The 18,433-nt window shown below is 50.8% G+C and carries 17 protein-coding genes; 8 read left to right on the forward strand and 9 right to left on the reverse strand.

Going from position 1 to position 18,433, the window contains the following annotated elements:
* Positions 1 to 54 precede the first annotated feature (54 nt).
* Positions 55 to 2,262, reverse strand: coding sequence for an AAA family ATPase (locus tag SIB41_RS00180; protein ID WP_413359477.1), 2,208 nt, complete (start codon positions 2,260 to 2,262; stop codon positions 55 to 57).
* Between the two features lie 51 nt (positions 2,263 to 2,313).
* On the opposite strand from SIB41_RS00180, the gene SIB41_RS00185 reads away from it, so the two are divergent.
* The 3 genes from SIB41_RS00185 (at position 2,314) to SIB41_RS00195 (ending at position 7,177) form a co-directional block, all read left to right on the forward strand.
* On the forward strand, positions 2,314 to 3,441 hold the full coding sequence (locus tag SIB41_RS00185; RefSeq protein WP_413359479.1) for an efflux RND transporter periplasmic adaptor subunit: 1,128 nt from the start codon (positions 2,314 to 2,316) through the stop codon (positions 3,439 to 3,441).
* 9 nt (positions 3,442 to 3,450) lie between these two features.
* Positions 3,451 to 6,888: an efflux RND transporter permease subunit gene (locus tag SIB41_RS00190; RefSeq protein ID WP_413359481.1), complete on the forward strand. Its 3,438-nt coding sequence runs from the start codon at positions 3,451 to 3,453 to the stop codon at positions 6,886 to 6,888.
* A 70-nt stretch (positions 6,889 to 6,958) separates the two neighbouring features.
* Entirely contained in the window at positions 6,959 to 7,177 is a 219-nt protein-coding gene (locus SIB41_RS00195; RefSeq protein ID WP_413359483.1) for a hypothetical protein, read from the forward strand.
* Between the two features lie 2 nt (positions 7,178 to 7,179).
* Here the strand turns inward: SIB41_RS00195 and SIB41_RS00200 are convergent, their stop codons facing one another.
* Positions 7,180 to 8,838 carry an alpha-D-glucose phosphate-specific phosphoglucomutase gene (locus SIB41_RS00200; RefSeq protein ID WP_413359485.1) on the reverse strand — a complete coding sequence of 553 codons (1,659 nt, stop codon included), beginning with the start codon at positions 8,836 to 8,838 and terminating at the stop codon, positions 7,180 to 7,182.
* 174 nt (positions 8,839 to 9,012) lie between these two features.
* On the opposite strand from SIB41_RS00200, the gene SIB41_RS00205 reads away from it, so the two are divergent.
* Entirely contained in the window at positions 9,013 to 9,327 is a 315-nt protein-coding gene (locus SIB41_RS00205; protein WP_413359488.1) for a hypothetical protein, read from the forward strand.
* Positions 9,328 to 9,499: 172 nt separating this feature from the next.
* Here the strand turns inward: SIB41_RS00205 and SIB41_RS00210 are convergent, their stop codons facing one another.
* The 6 genes from SIB41_RS00210 to SIB41_RS00235 form a co-directional block, all read right to left on the reverse strand.
* Positions 9,500 to 10,090, reverse strand: coding sequence for a hypothetical protein (locus tag SIB41_RS00210; protein WP_413359490.1), 591 nt, complete (start codon positions 10,088 to 10,090; stop codon positions 9,500 to 9,502).
* A gap of 2 nt (positions 10,091 to 10,092) precedes the next feature.
* Positions 10,093 to 10,377 carry a hypothetical protein gene (locus tag SIB41_RS00215; RefSeq protein WP_413359492.1) on the reverse strand — a complete coding sequence of 95 codons (285 nt, stop codon included), beginning with the start codon at positions 10,375 to 10,377 and terminating at the stop codon, positions 10,093 to 10,095.
* A 129-nt stretch (positions 10,378 to 10,506) separates the two neighbouring features.
* On the reverse strand, positions 10,507 to 11,910 hold the full coding sequence (locus SIB41_RS00220; RefSeq protein ID WP_413359494.1) for a phospholipase D-like domain-containing protein: 1,404 nt from the start codon (positions 11,908 to 11,910) through the stop codon (positions 10,507 to 10,509).
* 55 nt (positions 11,911 to 11,965) lie between these two features.
* Positions 11,966 to 12,142: a hypothetical protein gene (locus SIB41_RS00225; protein WP_413359496.1), complete on the reverse strand. Its 177-nt coding sequence runs from the start codon at positions 12,140 to 12,142 to the stop codon at positions 11,966 to 11,968.
* A 16-nt stretch (positions 12,143 to 12,158) separates the two neighbouring features.
* Entirely contained in the window at positions 12,159 to 13,256 is a 1,098-nt protein-coding gene (locus tag SIB41_RS00230; RefSeq protein WP_413359498.1) for a DUF4912 domain-containing protein, read from the reverse strand.
* 147 nt (positions 13,257 to 13,403) lie between these two features.
* Positions 13,404 to 13,544 carry a hypothetical protein gene (locus SIB41_RS00235; protein WP_413359500.1) on the reverse strand — a complete coding sequence of 47 codons (141 nt, stop codon included), beginning with the start codon at positions 13,542 to 13,544 and terminating at the stop codon, positions 13,404 to 13,406.
* Between the two features lie 90 nt (positions 13,545 to 13,634).
* On the opposite strand from SIB41_RS00235, the gene SIB41_RS00240 reads away from it, so the two are divergent.
* Positions 13,635 to 13,850 carry a hypothetical protein gene (locus tag SIB41_RS00240; protein ID WP_413359503.1) on the forward strand — a complete coding sequence of 72 codons (216 nt, stop codon included), beginning with the start codon at positions 13,635 to 13,637 and terminating at the stop codon, positions 13,848 to 13,850.
* A 26-nt stretch (positions 13,851 to 13,876) separates the two neighbouring features.
* On the opposite strand, the gene sufR is transcribed toward SIB41_RS00240, so the two are convergent.
* A complete protein-coding gene (gene sufR, locus SIB41_RS00245; RefSeq protein WP_413359505.1) occupies positions 13,877 to 14,524 on the reverse strand; it encodes an iron-sulfur cluster biosynthesis transcriptional regulator SufR in 648 nt (215 codons plus the stop codon).
* A 374-nt stretch (positions 14,525 to 14,898) separates the two neighbouring features.
* Between sufR and sufB the strand changes: the two genes are divergently transcribed.
* From sufB to SIB41_RS00260, 3 genes are read left to right on the forward strand one after another with little or no spacing between them, the layout of a single operon-like run.
* Positions 14,899 to 16,341: a Fe-S cluster assembly protein SufB gene (gene sufB / locus SIB41_RS00250; protein WP_413359507.1), complete on the forward strand. Its 1,443-nt coding sequence runs from the start codon at positions 14,899 to 14,901 to the stop codon at positions 16,339 to 16,341.
* A 49-nt stretch (positions 16,342 to 16,390) separates the two neighbouring features.
* Entirely contained in the window at positions 16,391 to 17,179 is a 789-nt protein-coding gene (gene sufC / locus SIB41_RS00255) for a Fe-S cluster assembly ATPase SufC (protein ID WP_413359509.1), read from the forward strand.
* On the forward strand, positions 17,179 to 18,429 hold the full coding sequence (locus tag SIB41_RS00260) for a SufB/SufD family protein (protein ID WP_413359512.1): 1,251 nt from the start codon (positions 17,179 to 17,181) through the stop codon (positions 18,427 to 18,429). The genes sufC and SIB41_RS00260 overlap by 1 nt, the downstream gene beginning before the upstream one ends.
* The last annotated feature ends 4 nt before the right edge of the window (positions 18,430 to 18,433 follow it).

An 18,433-nucleotide genomic window follows, 5' to 3' on the forward strand; every position in this document is an offset into this window, starting at 1 on the left:
CCGGCATTGCCGGGGCTTTTTTTTGCTGTTGGTCTTCCCGATGGCTTGGCAGTGTTAGTGGAGTCTGCGGCTGCCGATGATGCGTTGATGGATCAGGCGTTGGGGTAGTTGTTGTCCTCGCGTGCGCTTGAGCATGAGCTCCAGGTTTTCCAGGACCTCTAACGATGCATGGTTCGCTACTAGGTCTCGGTAGGGTCGCCCTTCGCTGAGCCAGCGATGCTCAAGGCTCTCATCCACCTGCAGCGTCAGGAGTTCCTCCCATCGCTCCCAGGTCAGCTGCCAGCCGCACTCCTTCAGGTTTTGTGCAAGGAGGGAATCGAGGCGCTGGCTTTCAAGCCAGATCTTTTCGCTAGCGATCAGTGGTGCTAGCAGGTTTCTCTCCGCGGGATTGGCTCCTTTGCTTTCTAGTAATTGCAGTAGGGCCTCGGCCGGCCCGATGTCTGCATGGCTGATCAGGAGCCTTAGACCGGTTTCATTGGTGCATCGCTGGCTGATCAGGCTCCAAAGTTTCTTCTGTTCTGTACCTGAAATGTCTTGGCTGGAGAGACGTCCCCCAATCCATTCGAACTGATGTTGTGCTGGTAAGTCTTGGAGTGCATCGCTGCCTCCATCGATCAGTTCAGGGCGGATGATTGGGTCGAGCAGATCGAGCTGAGCGATTAGGCGCGCTTGATCCTGGGCTGTTGCGCAGAGGATTGTGACACCGCCTTCAGGCACTGCTTGAAGCGGATCGAGTGCCCAGAGCAAGGAGCGTCCACCCATCATCAGAACTCGATGGTGGCGTTGGCAAGTCACTCCCGACCAGAGGCGTTCGCGCAGGTGGTTTAGGCGTTCTCCATCTTGGCTGAGCTGGCGTTGCACCCATCTCTCTAGTTCAGGGGTTTCTGGACCACTGCTAACGAGCAATGGGTTCTCCTGGACTGATTCGCTTGCTGCGGCGAGCTGTGCTGCCCTTCGTTCCAGCATGAGCAGGCGCCGGTGCCCTTCCCAGCCTTTTTGGCTCGGTTGCCAGAAGACTTCTCCTTGAAGGGAGGTGGGTAGGTATTGCTGTGAAACCCAGTGTTCTGCAAAAGCATGGGGGTAGCGGTAGCCGACACCATCTCCAAATGCTGCTCCGTCCCGATGGGCATCGCGGAGATGGCTGGGGACGTCTTGATGCTGGGCCTCCCGCACCGTGCGTAGGGCTTCGAAGAAACCCAGCACACTGTTGCTTTTTTCGGCGCAGGCCAAGTAAAGGGTGGCTTGTGCCAGGGGGTAGAGACCCTCCGGTAGGCCGATTCGCTCGAAGGCTGCAGCACAGGCTTCTACAACCACGATCGCCTGGGGATCAGCGAGGCCAATGTCCTCTCCAGCGGCAATGAGCATGCGTCTGAAGATGAAGCGTGGATTTTCACCAGCCTCCACCATGCGCGCTAGCCAGAACAGCGCTGCATCGGGATCTGAGCCTCGTAGGGATTTGATGAAGGCACTGATGGTGTCGAAATGGGCATCCCCATGCTTGTCGTAGAGAACTGCCCGCTCCTGAATTGATTCTTCAGCGATGGCAAGGTTGATATGGATTGAGCCCTGTTCATTGGGACGGCTGCTCTCCACAGCGAGTTCGAGAGCATTGAGCAGACTGCGAGCATCGCCGTTGGCGACATTGACGAGATGGTTTGCAGCTGCTGTGCTGAGCATCACCTGACGATCGCCGTAGCCCCGCTCGCAATCTTGAAGAGCGTGTTTCAGGAGGCGATGAAGATCTTCACTCTCGAGGGCCTGTAGTCGGAACAGCCTGGAGCGGCTTACCAGCGCTTTGTTGACTTCGAAATAGGGGTTTTCCGTGGTGGCACCGATCAGTGTTACGGTGCCGTTCTCTACCCAGGGCAGCAGGGCATCTTGTTGGGCACTGTTAAAGCGGTGGACTTCGTCGATGAACAGAATGGTGCGTAAGCCATGTCGCTCCAGCCGCTGCTTGGCTGCGTCTACTTCTTGGCGAAGTTCTTTAACCCCTGCCAGAACAGCATTGAGGCTGCTGAAGTTGGCACGTGTGTGGCCAGCAATAATCCTGGCCAGGGTGGTTTTACCAACACCTGGAGGACCATGTAGCAGCAAGTTGCCTACACGATCGGCCGCAATGGCTCGGCGTAGGAGACGTCCTTCCGCCAGGATCGAACCCTGGCCAACAAATTCCTCCAGGGTTCTAGGGCGCAGGCGATCAGCTAGTGGTGCATGGCGCTTTAGCTCCTGATCTCCCTGGTATGTGAACAGATCTTGATCCAATGAGCTCAGGCACTGGTGGACAATTCTTGCGCTAGAGGATGACTTGTTGTCGTGAGCTGGAAACTTTCCATAATCAGGCTGTTGAACAAGTCGTTAGTGCCGAATCAGCAGCGCGCTCTTGTCGTTTTTACTGTGCTGTTGCTTTGCGCCTGTGGCAAGGCGAAAATACCTTTCTCGCCGATTACCGTCAGCCAGACCCCTGTGACGACGGCTCAATTCACGGACGATATCGATACGGTGAGTACCTTGGAGGCGAAGGAGGAGGTGCATCTTGCTGCACAAGCTTCTGGTCGAATTATTGAGTTAAAGATTGATCAGGGTGATCAGGTTCAGCCTGGTCAGATGTTGGTTGTGCTTGATCAAGCTCAGATCCGTGCGGAATTGGCAGATTTCAAAGCTCAGGAGCAGAAGAACAAACTCAATTGGCAGCGATATGAATTCTTGGTCCCTCAAGGAGCTGCTTCGGCATTGGATCGAGATGAATACAAGGCCCAGTACATCGCCTCTCGAGAAAAGGTAAAAGCCACAGAAGCAACGCTTGCATATAGCAATTTGCGTTCTCCAATTTCAGGGATTGTGGCTGATGTTGATGTCAAGGTTGGAGATGTTATCCGTTCTGGTGATCCATTCACCAAATTGATCAGAAATAACAGGCTTTTGGCTCGAGTTGAGGTGCCTGCCACATTCTCTGATCGGATTAAGATTGGCTTGCCTGTCTTTCTCAGCAAGACTGGATCGTCAGATGTGATGGCGACTGGTGAAATTAATTCTGTGGACCCGACTGTAAATAGAACTACCCAGGGCTTACTAGTGAAGGCAGCCTTTGAGAATGGTAGTGGATCGTTGCGAAATGGCCAGCGCTTGCGAACGCGGGTTCAATTAGATACGAGAGAGGAGTTGTCTGTTCCGTTTGCTGCTGTAACACAAACTTCGGGCCAGAGCTTTGTTTATCGAGTGGGAAGTTTCCAAGAGCTTGAGGTTTTTTCTGGCAATACTTCTCTTGAGAAACTTCGTAAGTTACCCCACTCCACACTTTTTGCTTTGCAGACCCCTGTGACGTTGGGAAAATTACAGAAGCAGCGCTATGCAGTTACAAAGGGGCTCAAGCTTGGCGAGCAGGTGATCACAACAAATCTTTTGAAATTGAGACATGGTATGCCTATTTCTGTTGAAAACTGAGGCGAATAGATGTCTGCATCAAATAACTTTATTACTCGACCTGTTTTAGCAACAGTTTGCAGTTTGTTGATCGTCATTGCGGGACTGATTTCTATCCCTATTTTGCCAGTTGAAATGCTACCGGATATTGCTCCGCCAACAGTAAAAGTAAATTCAATTTACACCGGTGCCGATGCTGAATCGGTTGAACAGGGTGTGACCAGTGTGCTGGAGCAGGAGATTAATGGTGTGGAGAATATGGACTATTTAACTTCCTCAAGCTCGGCTGATGGGGTGAGCTCGATTGCTGTTGCGTTTGAAAGTGGTAGTAATAGCGCCATTAATCAAGTTAATGTTCAAAACAGGGTTGCGCTGGCAGAGCCACAGTTGCCGGAAGCAGTGCGCAAGGCAGGGGTGAGTGTTAATAAGGCTTCCAATTCCATCTTGCTTCTTTATAATTTTGTTAGCGAAGATCCAAGCACGATTGAATATAGCGTAGAAACGATTAGTGGGCTGCTAGATCTGGGCCTAACGGACGAGGTTAAGCGGGTTAAGGGAGTAGGTGAAGTGACCTACTTTGGTAACCGTAAGGTTGCTTTTAGGCTTTGGCTGGACAATGAAAAGCTTGAGGTCTTTGGCCTGACTTCAGCGGATGTAATGGGGGCGATTGAAAGCCAGAACCGTTTGGTTCCTGCTGGGAATATAGGAGGTGAACCATCTGCAGAAGGGCAGATATTTGCTTTTCCTGTGCAATTAAATGGCCGCCTTGTGAGCATTGGAGACTTTGAAAATATGGTTGTTAGGACAACAGAGGATGGCGGTTTAGTGAGGTTCAGCGATGTCGGTCGTGTTGTGCTTGGTGGTGAAAGCTATTCCAACAGCGCTACAGATTTGCAGGGAGTCCCTGCTGTGAGTATGGCTGTTTATCAATTGAGTGGCAGCAATGCTCTTGAGGTTTCCAATGGAGTAAAAGATGTTCTCGAAGAATTTACCAGCAAAATGCCTGTCGGAATGAAGATGGAGAAAATCTATGACAATACAGACTTTATTAATGCATCAATTAATGGAGTCACCAATTCGCTTAGAGATGCGATCATTTTGGTGGTTCTTATTCTGTTTGTATTTTTACAGAATTGGAAAGCTACTTTGGTGCCTGGTATTGCCATCCCTGTTGCGCTTCTAGGTACATTCTCTCTGGTTTTAGGGTTTGGCTTCTCGCTCAACCAGCTCACCTTATTTGGATTGGTTCTTGCTACAGGATTAGTGGTTGATGATGCAATCACAGTGATTGAAAATACCTCAACTAAGAAGGCATCAGGGATGACTGCCTTGGAAGCTGCGAAGTCAACAATGGATGAGCTTTTCTCTGCAGTTATTGCTACATCATTGGTTCTTTTCTCAGTGTTTTTGCCAGTGTTATTTTTCCCTGGCGCTACGGGTTCGATCTACAAGCAGTTTGCAGCAACGATTATTTTCGCTATCGCGATTTCTACCTTTAATGCTTTAACTTTTTCTCCCATGCTTTCTGCCTTGCTTTTGGGCCGGGAAGGCACAGCTCCGGGACGCAATACATATGCAATTTCTGGAGCAGTCATTGGGTTTATCTACGGACTATTAGTTGTTGGTGGTGGTGCGGCGCTGGCCTTGATCCCTACAGCAATCGCTGCAATTCTTGGCTTTGTGCTGTCTCGCTTGACTGGCCGTTCGTTGAGGCTGCCATTCTCTGTTGCAGGGGCTGTGATTGGCCTTTTCATCGCAGGAGTTTCAAATCCCTTGCCAGTCGTTTTGTTCGCTGGCCTTGGCTTGAGCTTGGGTTGGTATACACCATGGATTTTTAGTCATTTCAATCGCATTTATTCTGTCTTTGAGCAGCGCTATGCCGATCTGCTCGAGTGGGTTCTTTGCCGCCGTTCTCTTGTGATGGGAATTCTTGCGGTAGGCGTTCTGCTTACCGGGGTTGCTTTTACTGCGATTCCAGGTGGATTTGTGCCTACTGAAGACCAGGGCTATGCCATCGGCGTGTTGCAGGCCCCAGAAGGTGTGTCTACTCAGGTCACCGAGAAGATTAATAAGCAAGTTGCTGAGATATTGCGCAGCGAACCCGATATCACTTCAGCAGCAATTTTTAGTGGAGCAAGTTTTGATGGCAATAGCCCTAATAAAGGATTGTTTTTTGTTGGGATGCGTAATTGGGATGAGCGAAAAAATCGTGATCAATCTGCCGATGCAATTGTTGGAAGGCTAAACCAGAAGTTCTTTGGGGCTATTGACGGCGCGAGGATTTTTGTTGTTGAGCCACCTGCGATTCCTGGATACGGTATTGGCAGTGGATTTGAGTTCCAATTACTTGACAAGAGTGGTGGTGCTTATGGCTTAAACAACTTCTTTGCCTCGGCTGGGCAAATGATTCAGCAGGCGAATGCAAATCCATTGTTGAGCAGAGTACGGACTTTATTCTCTCCTGAATCTCCGCAGCTACGAGTTGAGGTTGATAGGGATATTATGGCCTCTCTTGATGTTGACTTCAGCTCTGCAATGCGTGTGTTTAGCGCTAATTTTGCAGGCGCCTATGTTAATGATACCTTCCAAGAAGGTAAGGTTCGTCGTGTTTATGTTCAGGCCGATGAATTGGGTCGCTCTGCACCTGAAAAGCTGGCTTCAATTTACGTTAAGAATCGCTCGGGTGAGCAGATTCAGCTCTCAGAATTTTTAACAGTTGAACCTTCTGTTGGGCCAAGTGTGATCTCTCACTTTAACCTTTACAGATCGATAAAAATAGAAGGATCACCTGCGGCTGGTAAGAGCTCGGGGCAGGCCATTAATGGTATGAAGGAGCTTTTTGCAGCTCAGAATCTTAAGAGCCTCGGATTTGATTGGACAGGGATATCTCGAGAGGAAGTGAAAGCTGGTGCCCTGGCAGTTGTGATTTTTGCCTTAGGGATTCTGGTAGTTTATCTCGTTCTGGCTGCTCAGTACGAGAGTTATTCAGATCCCCTAATTATTTTGATGACAGTTCCTACTGCAATGCTTGGAGCCTTGTTGTTTCTAGCATTGCGTGGCGAGGTTCTCAACATTTATGCACAGGTTGGCCTTGTGATGTTGATTGGTCTAGCTGCTAAAAATGGGATCTTGATTGTTGATTTGGCTAATCAACGCTTGGCTGAGGGAGTTACGGCTCTTGAAGCAGCAAGGCAGGCAGCCAAGTCGAGACTTAGGCCCATCATTATGACTGCTATTTCGTCTCTTTTTGGCTTTATGCCGTTGGTCTTGGCTAGCGGAGCAGGAGCCCGCAGCCAAGCTTCTCTTGGCACGGTTGTATTCGGTGGCCTTTTGGTTGCCACTTTCCTTTCGCTGTTTGTTGTGCCTGTCTTTTACGTCGTTGTTAAAGCTCTTGTAGGCACCTTTAGTGATACAGAACAAGCCAGCACCAATTTACTTAATTCGGGAGACCCCTCTGGGCAGGGATAAACCAATGCATCGCTCTCGCTCAATAAGAAACAAGCCCTTCAGCGGTACGAGGGTATTGATATCGCTGCTGGTGGGGTTCTTGCTCGGAGGTCTTGTTGCCCTCTTTTTGCGTACGGTGATCTCAAACACTCCTGTAGACATTCACAGTCAGAGGCTGAACCTTTTTTTCATCATGGTCACGCTATCTGGAGCTCTTGGAGCAGTGGTCATTGAAAGCATGCGCCAGCTGCAACAAAGCAGCACCGAGGCGGAGTATCACCGCCGCCCACGGGAGCGGTGGCTGCGCTGAGATCAAGTGATCACTGTTGGCCTTTGCATCCCAGTGCGCTTTTGAATTTCGGCAAGCGCATCGATGCCATTGATGAGATCGGCTAGAGCATGCTGGGGATCTTGATTTAAGTTGCCATGACTAGGTTCGTAGCGTTCTAGATAAACGCGCAATGTGGCACCTTTGGTGCCGGTGCCGGAGAGTCGAACCACGACTCTGCTGCCGTCTTCTAGAAGGATCCGCAGCCCTTGTGATTCTGTGACTGAGCCATCCACAGGATCGGTGTAACTGAAGTTGTCCGCCTGACTGACGCTGCGACCAGCAAAAGGCTGGCCAACCAATCCAGGCAGCATTGCTTCCAATCTGTTGTAGAGATCATGGGCAGGCTCACTGGCAATCGCTTCGTAGTCGTGTCGTGAGTAGTAATGGCGTCCAAAACGACTCCAATGCTGCGTCATCACATCAGCGACGCTGCAACGCCGTTTCGCCAGGATCTGGAGCCAGAAGAGAACGGCCCATAGTCCATCTTTCTCACGCACGTGGTTGCTGCCAGTGCCGAAGCTTTCCTCGCCGCACAAGGTGATGCGATCAGCGTCTAGCAGGTTCCCAAAGAATTTCCAGCCTGTCGGGGTCTCAAAGCAATCGATGCCCAGTTCTTTGGCGACGACATCCACTGCAGCGCTCGTGGGCATGGAGCGAGCCACACCGCTAAGGCCATTGGCATAAGCCGGAGCTAGCTCAGCATTGGCAGTGAGGATTGCAAGGCTGTCACTTGGGTTAACGAAGCAACCTCTTCCCAGGATCATGTTGCGGTCGCCATCACCATCGCAGGCGGCACCGAAGCTGTAGGACTTGCCATGGAGGAGGAGGTCTGCCAGTTCAGCGGCGTAGGTGAGGTTGGGGTCTGGGTGGCCTCCACCAAAATCCTCAAGCGGAACTCCGTTGCGCACAGTGCCAGTTGGGGCACCGAGAAGTCCTTCCAGTAGCCGTTGTGCATAGGGACCAGTGACAGCATGCATTGCATCAAACACGACTGGGAAGTCGGTTTTGATGAGGTCTTTGATGCGCCCGAAGTCGAACAACTTCTGCATCAGCTCTACATAGTCTTCAACGCCGTCGATCACGTCTACAGCCATGGCACCGATGGCATGGTGGCCTGGGGTGTCAAGAGGGATTACGTCTGCATCGACAAGGCTGTACCTCTCTAAAGCTTGGCTACATGCGTAGATCGCGTTTGTGAGTGATTCGGCTGCTGGACCACCATTGGCACCGTTGACTTTGACGCCGAAGTCGCCATCTGGACCGCCTTGGTTGTGGCTCGCGGAAAGGATGATTCCTCCGATGGCCTTATTGGCACGGATGAGATGGGATGCTGCAGGCGTGGAGAGAATGCCATTTGTGGTGGTGATCACTCGGCTTAGGCCATGAGCAGCACCCATACGCAGGATCACATCAATGGCGCGGTGATTGCCGTAGCGACCATCTCCCCCCAAGATTAGAGTCCCCCCCTCAACCCCAGGCAGGGTTTGGAAGATTGCTTCAATGAAGCTCTCCAGGTAATTGGTTTGTTCGAATTGCTTGCTGCTTTTGCGTAGGCCGGAGGTCCCTGGTTTTTGGTCGTTGAAGGGTGTGTTCAGATGTACCTGGCGCTGTGTGGGTCCCGTCTGGGCCGAGCTGGTCATCAGAGACGAAGGCAGTTCTTCATCGAACCTAATCAAACGCAATCATCGATCCTGTTTTGGCCGTCTCCAGTTCTCGCGGCTAGTGTTCGCAAAGATCATTGAGAGGAGCTGAGATGCAGCTCAGTTGTTGGGGAATGGGCCGCCAAGCCTATGGGCTGGCTTTGGCATGGTGCCATGCTGCTTTTAACAACTCCGTCGATGGCGTTTAAAGGAATTCGTCAGATCCCTTACCCGCAAGCCGAACAGGTCACGCGTACAGCTGCTGAGGCTGTGATTGTGAGGTCTGGCAGTGAAAGCTGCCTGCGCGGCAAACTTACAAATGCCCTGCTCGATCTCACCATGAGCTGCAGCGCAACAGGCCGGTCGTCCTCATTGTGCAAATTGGCGGTTCAAGTTGCCTCTCAAGAAGGAGATTTTAGTCTTGCTCAGATGACGACGACAGCAGAGACCTTGTTGGATTTACTCGACACTGATTCTGTCGAACCTTGATTGTTGAGCCGAGGGATTAGTTCAGGGTCATGACTGGGAGCCATCTCCTGGATGTTCAGGATTTGGGGTTGCTCTTACACAGCCTGAAACAGGCCAGCTGACTCGCATTTCATTGAGACAGCAGCTGATCAAGATGATCTAAACATCAATCGCTTGATGCGTGCTTGCTGGTTCAGCTTTGTTGGGGGACTAGGCCACCTTTTGGGGAAGGTTTAGGTGCTGTTTGTTTTGCTGGATTGATGCAAATGATGGAGAGTCGTTTAGCGGGCTGATCGATGGCATCCCTACGCTGGAAGCTGTTTTTAGGGACCTTGTTGGCCACCTGAAGCAAATCCCAGACCACATCCTTGCAAGAGGATGGCAAACGAGGGTGGTCTAGTAAAGGATCGATCAATTCTCGGGTGTTGCTGCAGGCTTCCGCATCATTGTCTCGAGAGCAGGCATAGGCCTGAAGCTGGATGCTGCGCAGCTCCTCGTTGCTTGGGAACGGAATGTATTCCACCTCACTGCGTGCAGTAGGTGCAGACATGGCAAACAGGCTGAGTATGGCCAATGCCGGATGGATTTTGAGCGGGCTCATGGGGACATTCTGCCCTGGATGAGTTGATTGTGGCTCAGGCTTTGCGATCGGTGAATGGGTTGTTATCTGGACCTTGGTGAGTTGATCACCAGCATGCTTTTGTCGCTGGTGTGGGCGTCGGCGGGCGACCAGTTGAAGCTGCCGTGGATCACTGGTTTTGCAGGAAACAAGACCGTAATCCATGATTAAATTCCTCCATTTGTAAGGTATGGGTCTTTAATATCGAGTTGTATGGCGGTGTCTCGGAGCAATTGTTCGTCCATTTTGCTGTATCTACCACTATTTAATTGTTCATGAAGAGGTGCTACTTTTTCCACTCTTGAGTTTTTAAGGCATTGCAATATATCCTTGCGTTTACCGATATAAAATAAAATCCTAAGACCAGAACCCCTGTTGCTGGCAGGGGATGGATTTCCGTAAAATTCATATACACCATTGCAATTTTTCAATTGTTTTGGTTCGGTTGCCACTGTGGTGTTGGCAATAGAAGATAGGAGAAATAAGCTGCTTATGTACGATCTTAAAAAGCCCATTTACGGCTGTATTTAAAAGGGCTTTCCATTCTAGTTTAAGAATTAATCAAAGCTTCAACTGTTTTCTCAGTCCATCCTTGATCCACTCCCGCACTTGTCTCGTTGCTGTTCCAGCTTGCGCTGTATCTGAGCCGTGATCCCAAGTTCAGCACCACGCCAGAGACGATTCATCTCACGGGTGAAGTGTTTGGAAAGTTGGGGTGAATGAATCAACAGCAGCGTTTCGTCGTTGGTGTGAGCTGCAGCAGGGCTCCAATTGAATGAGCCTGTGATCACTTTTTTGTTGTCGATCACCGCGAACTTGTGGTGCAGCTTGTCGCCGCTCGCCAGTCTCGGTGTACCTACTCCTTTTAGAGGTACTGCGAATGGTTTGTTGCCTACTTCCAGTTTGCAACGGTGATCTGGAAGCGCAACACCTAATAAGTCCAGTACTTCTGAATAGGAACGGCTGGCAAAGCCAGGGTCGGCGATTAATCGTATCTTCACACCGCGTTGAACTTGCTCCCGCAGTTTGTTAGCCAAACCTTGTGCAGAAAAGATGAACAAGGCCATATCGATGCTTTGTTTTGATGTTTCTATTTGCTTGGCAATGAATTGCAGGCCGTTCATTTTTTGTCGTTTCGCGTGTGGAGCGAAGAGCACTTCAATTCTGGTGCTACCAACCTTTGCAGTTTGAATGCCAGGCGCGTTTTTAGCTAAACCAAACAGGCTGTCTTTTGCACCTCCCGGACCATCGCCCCACATCAAACGGAACTCCTTTTTGAATAGTTCAGCTAGTTCTGTACTGTTAAAGCTCAGCAAGTGGTTGATATTGCCGCGCGTTTGTATCGCTGCGGGATCTCCATGTATGCCTGAATGGCTGAAGTTTGCACTTCCAGTAATCACCCTTTGAGTATCGATAACCAAGAATTTGTGATGCATCAGACCACTTCCTTTGCTGCCGTCTTCGCTGTCATCAATCCAAGGGATGTGATGACGCCTAAGGATTTGCATCGCATCGCCGCGATAGCGTTCTGTGGGGCTTAGCTCCCCGTCGTGATTACGATCTGCCAACATCTTGAGATGGGCCACTCGACGGCGTTCATGCAGGGACATATCTGCTTCATGTAGATCACCCCAGGGCTGGCTAAAGCTGTTTTCGATCACCATTTGCACGGTCACGCCCCGTTGCTTGGCTGCGACGAGTGCGTCTGCTACTCCAGGCAAGCTGAGTTCTTGCACGGCCACAAGAATCTCTTGCTGCGCTTTTTCTATAGCAGTGATGACGAACTTCTCAAGGTTGTCGCCGTTGCGCCACTGATCATCAAGAGGACTGCGGTATCGCGCACCATCGCGATGGTTGAAAACCACCTGGATCCTTTCAGGTAAGGGCAGTTCCGTAGGGGCATTGCCCTGTACAGATCCAACTTTGCTGCAACTTGCTAACCCTAGAAGTACGGGGAGCATCCACTTCCAGGCTTGCTTGCGCACTTTTTGACCTTAACCAGCCGCTAATAGGGTTCCACCTTGATTTCGCCCCAGTTTGTTAATGGGGCATTTCTGCGGTGCGCAGCATGGCGACGAACCAGATAGTGGACACCATCAGCGTCATGAGCACTCCTGCACCGATACCAAGACGGGCCATGCTGAGGGGTACAACGAGAGGGAGGATGATCGCTCCAGCGAGTGGAGTGATGGCGACAAACCTTCTCAACGTCGTCATGATCTGGGGAGCTCATTTAAAACCATTCTGCGACTGCCTGGTCTTCTGGGTTTGTGTTATCGGTGGGTGTTCTCCGTTGGAAGTTCAAGGTGATATTGCGTTTCTGCTCACCGTCGGCCGCAGTGGCCTCAATCGCATAGACCTGCTCTCCGTCGCGGAAGGGAACTTGGATGCGGAAGGTTCCATCATTGGAGAGAGGAATGTCTTCGCCGCCGATGGTTAGGCGGGCAGAAGGATCTGTTGCGCCGTAGATCATCAGCTCAGCGTCGGCAATAAGCCAGAAGGTTTTTGGGCGTGGTGGTACTCCACCCAGTCCGGACTCATTACGACCACTGGCCCAAAGGCCGATGCCTGAAGCGTTCAGACCACGTTGATCGCTATCCAAGCCGCTGTGTTCTTGGAAGACTTCCGAACCGACCCTGCTGCTGCGGAAGTGCTGTGTAGCGCTCTGATAGAGCCGCTCGTGTAGCCCGCTATCGATTGGGTCGCCAATGGGATCATCCTCTAGCTGTGGTGCTTGTGTCGCGGTGGGTGTAGGACTGCTTGTGATGCCCTCAAGGCTGAAGGGAACAAACTGATCGAGGATTTGCTCGCTGGGGTGGAGTGTTGGGACCTTGGCTATCGAGGAAAAGGCCAGGGACATCCAGACAGTACCGACGCGATAGCCGAGTTCAACTCGATAGTCCCTATCAGACATTGGAACAGGTAGGTACCATTCGTTGCTGTGGCTGTCTACAGAGACTTCCTGAAGTGTGTGTGGATGTGCTTTATCGTCATCGATGCCGGTTACGTCGGTTAAACGTAGGCAGAGCCGGTTGGCCCCTTTCGATAGGGCTCGCTTGCGATCAGTTTCGGAGATTTCCCAGAAGACATAAGCCCATTGCGGATCTCGGGGTAGGAAAACCACTCGAGTATCAGACTTGAGTCTTGATGGGGAGTTGAGTTCAGCTTCTACCCCCAGTCGGTTACTTTCTTCTTTTTCCTGACGAACACTAATAGCGTTGAGCAATTGTTCCTTGGTCTTGCGGCTGTAAAGGGTTACGCCCAAATCGCTGGCTACTTGGCGGAGCTGACGGATGGTGAGACGTGCCATAGAAGATAAGGCTTGGGTCACGTCTAAAAACACTCCGTTTTTGTTTGGGATCACATTCTGTGGGCAATTGGTCGTTTACGGGTGGTTAGAGCTCTGGTCGTCAGCATCTACTGACCGCACTGGGATCTGGAGGTGACGCTCAATTGAGTGCACCTAAAAAGCAACAACTCAGCTTTCCTCTTCGTCGTGAATGGGAGCTTCTGTTGATTTGTTCTCGAGCTGGGATGGATCAGAGCTCAATGCTGTGACATCCACCTTGGCCATGCAGATCATTCCGGGGCTGTTCCCTACCCCTTGAATGAGATGCATAGGTGCTTTGCTGGTGAGTGCATCCTGGGAAAGGGCTCCTCTGGTCTGCCTTCACGCGATTTGCAGAAGATTTGACCTTGGGTACTTCCGATGGCAGTGGTCTCAACCACGATCAGGCAGGCAAAATTGCACTTTGTAGGTTTTGCGGTTGCGGTGTTGGTGACCTTGCTCGGACCACCTTGCGCTGATCGACCCAGCGATTGCGCTGGTTTGGGAGGGTGTCGTAGCGGGAAGGATGGAATTATTTTGGCTGTCGCGGATTTGATTGAGCCTGGCTTGGATCTGCCCGAGGGACTTCCAGGCTGAGAGGATGCACCTACTACGTCTCCTGATCAGTCATGTTCTTGAGTTGGCTTGATTTGGAAGCCGCAGCAATTGCCGTATTCCAGACGCCAGTTCACTCGATCAATCAAGCAGTCGGGGAATGTTTGTCTCATCAGCAGTAATTCCTGCTCGCAAACCGATGGATACTCCTCTGCAATTCTTTGCAGGGAACAGTGAAAGTCTTTGATGAACCAGCCAATACCATCTGGAGCGGGCTGCCATTCTGTTGCATAGCCCTCTTGGCGACGTAATTCCACCAGCTTCTCAAGGCGATCCTCGATTGACCCTGAGCCGAGCTGATGGCGGTAGAGGTTGGCTTTTTTGAGTGCTTGTTGACTTAGTAGTGACGTAAATGTCTCGGGAGACAAGGCGGCTTTCATGGACTCCATCAAGCCAAGGGCGAAATTCTCACTGCCATCAGGGAAGTGATGATGTCCCTGCTCTGTCAATTGCCAGAGGTTCGAGGGACGCCCTGGGCCTGTGGGAGTTGGGCTGGCCTCGACCAGACCATCGTCTTCGAGGCTGCGTAGATGGCGTCGCATTGCTTGGACTGAGATGCCCAACGATGCAGCCAGGTTTGCCGCACTACTCTCACCCTGCCGCAATAGCAGAGTGAGGGTTGCTTCGCGGGTAGGTGCCTGCGCCTCTGTGGTCATGGATAGTCAGTACTCCTATAACCATGCCACGCAGAAACAGAAGGTGGCGGCATAGGGTGCGTTAGATCAGTCTCAACGCAGGGTTCAAGCCGCAATCCTATGGACAGAATCTGGTGGCGTCTTGAACATTGCTTCACCAAGCGGCCAGTCACCTCAAGGCCTTTTGCCTTAGGCTTGTCGAAACGAAACCTATTGGTTTCGTTTCTTCTGAGAGCCTTCAACGGCTTCTTGTTTATTCATGTCGTCGTGCCTACGTTGATCGGCCCATCCTCCTTCTCGATGTCATGCCAGATGCGGCCCTCCATATTTCACAAGCCAAGGCCTTTGTCTAGAGGGTTTCAAAACCTTCACTCCCTTCTGATCGGCTATCAATTATGACCAGCCAAAGCCACGTTGGGCAGCTTGTTTCAGAGCCTTATAAGTATGGGTTCGTAACTGACATCGAAACTGAAAAGATCCCTAAGGGTCTTGATGAAGATGTGGTTCGCTTGATTTCGGAGAAGAAAAATGAGCCGCAATTCCTGCTTGATTTTCGGATCAGGGCCTATCGACACTGGCTTAAATTGCAGACGCCTGATTGGGCAGGCCTTGGTTATCCACCGATAGATTATCAAGATATTGTTTATTACGCGGCCCCTAAACAGAAGGAGAAAAAAAATAGCCTTGAAGAGGTTGATCCAACTTTGTTGGAAACTTTTGATAAGCTTGGTATTCCACTTAGTGAACAAAAGCGCTTGTCAAATGTCGCTGTTGATGCCGTATTTGACAGCGTTTCGATTGCAACCACCTATAAAGAAAAGCTTGCCGAGCATGGAGTGGTCTTTTGTTCCATTACTGATGCTGTGAATGAGTATCCAGAATTGGTTCGCAGATACCTTGGCACAGTTGTGCCTTCGAATGATAATTATTTTGCAGCGTTGAACTCAGCTGTGTTCAGTGATGGCTCTTTTGTTTTTATTCCTAGGGGTGTGGAATGCCCGATGGAATTATCTTCTTATTTTCGTATTAATTCTGGCGATATTGGACAATTCGAGCGGACTTTGATTGTTGCAGAAGAGGGGGCGTCTGTAAGTTATCTCGAGGGTTGTACCGCTCCGATGTTTGATACCAATACACTCCATGCTGCTGTTGTGGAGTTGGTGGCACTTGATGATGCTTCGATCAAGTATTCCACGGTGCAAAACTGGTATGCCGGTGATGAGAATGGTGTTGGAGGCATTTATAACTTTGTCACCAAGCGTGGGCATTGCAGTGGCGCTCGCAGTAAAATTAGCTGGTCACAAGTAGAAACAGGCTCAGCGATTACTTGGAAGTATCCAAGTTGCATCTTGCAAGGTGCTGATTCCGTAGGTGAATTTTATTCGGTTGCTCTCACAAATCATCGTCAGCAGGCAGATACTGGCACAAAAATGATCCATCTAGGGCCTCGTACTCGCTCTACAATTGTGAGCAAGGGCATCAGCGCAGGCCATTCGGCGAACAGCTATCGCGGTCTGGTGCAGATGGGTCCAAAGGCTCTCAATGCCAAGAATTACAGCCAGTGCGATTCCATGCTGATTGGTGATCAGGCTGGAGCCAATACCTATCCTTATATACGCAGTCAGCAGCCTGATGCCAGTATTGAACACGAGGCCAGTACCTGCAGAATCTCAGAAGATCAGCTTTTTTATCTTCAGAGCCGGGGAATAGATTTTGAAGCTGCAATTTCGATGATTGTTAGTGGATTTTGTCGAGATGTTTTTAGTCAGTTGCCAATGGAGTTTGCTGCTGAGGCTGATAAGCTATTGGCTCTTAAATTGGAGGGTTCGGTAGGATAATGAATTGCTGCGTTGGCTCAACCTCTCCTAATTCTTTTCGTTTCTTATAGTGATTTCTCCCGATGCTCCAGTACTGATAGAGATACGCGACTTGTCTGCTTGCGTTGATGATCAGCCTATCCTTAATGGAGTAAATCTCACCATCCGTGCAGGCGAGATTCATGCCTTGATGGGTCGTAATGGCAGCGGTAAAAGCACTTTATCTAAGGTGTTGGCAGGGCATCCTGCTTACAAAGTTACCGAGGGCAGTGTTCTTTATCGCGGTGAGGATTTACTCCCTCTTGAGCCAGATGAGCGCTCTCGAATTGGGCTCTTTCTCGGTTTTCAGTACCCGGTTGAGATTCCTGGAGTGAGTAATCTTGAGTTCCTGCGGGTATCCACGAATGCCCGTCGCTTAGCACAAGGCCTGGAGGAATTGGACACCTTTGCGTTCGAAGACTTTGTGCGTGAGCGTCTCGGTTTGGTGCAGATGGACCCAGCTTTTCTAGACCGTTCGGTGAATGAGGGCTTCAGTGGTGGAGAGAAGAAGCGCAATGAGATTTTGCAAATGGCGTTGCTAGAACCTCTTGTAGCGATTCTCGATGAAACCGATTCCGGTTTGGATATCGATGCTTTGCGCATCGTATCTGGGGGTGTCAATCAACTCGCAAATGTTGACAATGCCACCTTGTTGATTACTCATTACCAGCGTCTACTTGATCTCATTCAACCCGACTACGTGCATGTGATGGCCGCGGGGAGGATTGTGCGCTCCGGTGACAAGGCGCTGGCACTTGAGTTGGAGCAACGAGGTTATGAATGGGTTGATCGTGAATTGGATGCATTGGAGATGACCTGATGGTGGAAGCCCCCATCAAGAACTCCTCAGCTCTCGATGACTGGTGTGAGCGGCTCTTGCACAGTCTTGAAGCCCCATCAGGTCCGATGGCTGCCTGCCAGGCTCAGTCGCGCAATCACCTTGAAACCCTCTCTGCTCCTCATCGTCGACAGGAGGCATGGCGTTTTTGTGATCTTGCACCCATCGCTGAACTTGAGCCTCGACAGATTTGCTCTCTAGGTGAGCCATCGGCTCCTTGTGTTTCTGATCAGGTGACACGTCTGGTCTTAGGGACGGGGCAGGATCCTTTTGCTGGAGTGACTCTCCCGAAGGGCCTGTCGCCGCTTAGCGATGCGGAACTCAAGCATTCTCTCGGGCACACTTTGAACCTGGCGACATCCAAAGGCCAATGGCCTGTGGCGTTGAATCAGGCCATCGCTTCACAAGTCATTGGCTTGCGGGTTAGCGGGATAGTGGATAGCCCTCTTGAATTGGTGTGTGATGCCGGCGTCGATCGGGGTGTTTTTGCCGTGCGGGTGCTCTTGCTCCTTGAGGAAAAGGCCAAGCTTGAGTTGCTACAAGTTCAGCTAAGTTCAGGTGCCAATCTCACCAGCGTTTTGGTGGAAGCTCACTTGCAAAGTGAGGCTAAGTTGCGTCATGGCCTTCTAGCTTTCGGCCATCCTCAAGCTGCATTATTGGCTCATCTTGCTGTTGAGCAGGAACCAAGCAGTGATGTTTCCCTGGTGAGTGTCAGTCAAGGTTGGGGTGTGATTCGTCATGAGCCCCAATTGATTCAGTTGAATGGTGGTGCCAAGAGTCAATTGCGGGCCCTTCAACTGGTGCAGGCTAATCAGCTTGCTGATACTCATTCCTGTGTGCGTTTTAATGGCCCGGAAGGAACCTTGGATCAACTCCACAAGGTAGTTGCAGCCGGTCATGGCCGCAGTGTTTTTAACGGGGTGGTGCAGGTGCCTCGTGAGGCGCAGCGTACCGATGCCGCGCAGCTAAGTCGTAGCTTGTTGCTCTCAGATCGGGCCCGAATTGACACCAAGCCTGAGTTGGAAATTGTTGCTGACGATGTCAAATGCGCCCATGGGGCCACAGTGAGCCGGCTTCAGCCGGAGGCACTTTTTTATCTTCAAAGTCGCGGAATTTCACCTGATCAAGCCGCACAGCTTTTACTGCGCGCTTTTTGTGATGAGGTGAGTTGCATGCTCCCATCTATTTCACAGGCCTGGCAGCCGTTAGCTCGATTGTTGGATGGGGTTTGAGCCG

This window comes from Prochlorococcus sp. MIT 1201 (assembly GCF_047303415.1).
Lineage (GTDB): Bacteria > Cyanobacteriota > Cyanobacteriia > PCC-6307 > Cyanobiaceae > Prochlorococcus > Prochlorococcus marinus_D.